Here is a 1,563-nt window from a genome sequence, read left to right as displayed (position 1 = left end):
AGTGCGTTGCGGCAAAGGGAGTCCCTGTTCGATGAGCAGGGGCTTCTTCGTGTGCGGGGCATGATCGCGGAGGGGTAGGGGCAGGCAGCGGACGGCTTGTTATCGATCGAGGAGGGTGCGATGCCGTCGGTGCTGGGGTTGATGGAACGGCGTGAGGCGCGGGCGAGGCAGGAGCTGGAGTCCTGGACGGAGGTCCTGGAGCAGGCTCAGGCGGAGGTGGATGCCGCGCGGGAGCGAGTCGAGCGGGCCCGGGTAGGGCGTGAGGAGCTCGTGTCGGTGCTGGCCGAGGAGAGCGCGGTGAATACGCCGGCTTCCGTACCGTCTGGTGGTGAGGCTGCTGCCGCTGGGGGATCGAACGGCTCCGGCGCGGGGTATGGCGAACGGCCTCCGGTATGGCGGTCGGACATGGGTGAGGAGGTGCTCAGCGGCCTGTATCGGGAGGTGTTCGCCGCGGTGGTGGCCGCATCAAGGCCGGTGAGCGGAGTGGAACTGGCGCGGGCGGTGGGCCGGGAGGCGGACAGCAAGAACGAGGTGGAGAAGATCCGTCACCGTGCCTACGCGCTGGAGAAGCGGGGCTGGCTGGCGCGGGCGAAGGATGGACGGTTCACGCCGGCGTCCGGGGCAGTCGGCCGGGACGCTTCTCCGGCCAGCGCGGGGCGTCGCCGGCCATCCGGCGCGACAACCTGATCACGGCGGCCCACCACACCATCTGGGTGTGGTGATCGGGACGGCGTTCGTGGTCGCGGTTGAGGCGGCGTGAGCGGGAGAGCCAGCTCAGCGTTCGCTCCACCACCCACCTGCGGGCCAGTACGACAAAGCCGCGTTGTCCGTCGGATCGGCGCACGACCTCGATCCGGACTCCGTGGCGGGCGAACGCCTTCGCCAGCGCCGGGCCCTGGTAGGCGCTGTCGACCCACACCAGTTTCAGCAGCCGGCCCGGCTGGTCCATGAACGTCTCCAGCAGCGCGGGAGCGGCCTTGGAGTCGTGTACATCCGCGGTGGTCACGGTGACCTCCAGGAGCAGGCCCTCGGTGTCGGTCAGGATGTGACGCTTGCGCCCGTCGCGTGATTTACCGCCGTCGTATCCGCGACTGTCCTCACCCACGGTCTCGGAGGCATCTACCGACTGACTGTCGATGATTCCCGCACTGGGCTCGGCGTTGCGGCCCGTGCGCTCCCTCGCCGTCCGACGCAGGCGTTCGTACAGCTCACGCGCGTAGTCGTAGGACCGCCAGCGGCGGAAGAAGTCGTAGACCGCCCGCCAGTACGGGAAGTCGACCGGCAGGGCCATCCACTTCACGCCGTTGTCGACGAGGTAGCGCACCGCGTCAAACATCTCGCGGTGGCAGTACGCCTCCGGGCGCCCGCCCTGCTTGAGGAGCCAGGCCGGCACCGGCATCGCGGAGCGGACCTCGGCCCATTCCGCATCCGTCATGTCACTGGGATAGCACCGCGCCCGCCGCCCCGGAGCGATCGAACCGAACCGGTGCACGTAGCAGTCACACCCAGGGGTGACCGCGGTGGACGCGGCCACAGAGATACTGCTCAACTGGTCGGGCAACG

General features: G+C 69.2%; 2 protein-coding genes. One reads left to right on the top strand and one right to left on the bottom strand.

The genetic code is table 11. From position 1 onward, the window contains the following. Window positions 1-120 precede the first annotated feature (120 nt). Window positions 121-687, top strand: coding sequence for a hypothetical protein (locus tag ACFYQA_RS39490; RefSeq protein WP_388928676.1), 567 nt, complete (start codon window positions 121-123; stop codon window positions 685-687). Here ACFYQA_RS39490 and ACFYQA_RS39485 read toward each other — a convergent pair. After that, window positions 605-1,435 carry an IS5 family transposase gene (locus tag ACFYQA_RS39485; protein ID WP_388928674.1) on the bottom strand — a complete coding sequence of 277 codons (831 nt, stop codon included), beginning with the start codon at window positions 1,433-1,435 and terminating at the stop codon, window positions 605-607. The two genes, ACFYQA_RS39490 and ACFYQA_RS39485, sit on opposite strands and share 83 nt — an antisense overlap. Between the last annotated feature and the right edge of the window lie 128 nt (window positions 1,436-1,563).

It is taken from the genome of Streptomyces sp. NPDC005774, from assembly GCF_042871645.1.
Lineage (GTDB): Bacteria > Actinomycetota > Actinomycetes > Streptomycetales > Streptomycetaceae > Streptomyces > Streptomyces pratens.
Note: the sequence above shows the minus strand (reverse complement) of the source record. Positions and strands in the feature narration are given on the sequence as shown.

Coding starts and splice junctions, on each gene's coding strand:
- ACFYQA_RS39490 (WP_388928676.1), top strand. CDS start 121: ATGCCGTCGGTGCTGGGGTTGATGGAACGGCGTGAGGCGCGGGCGAGG.
- ACFYQA_RS39485 (WP_388928674.1), bottom strand. CDS start 1,435: ATGACGGATGCGGAATGGGCCGAGGTCCGCTCCGCGATGCCGGTGCCG.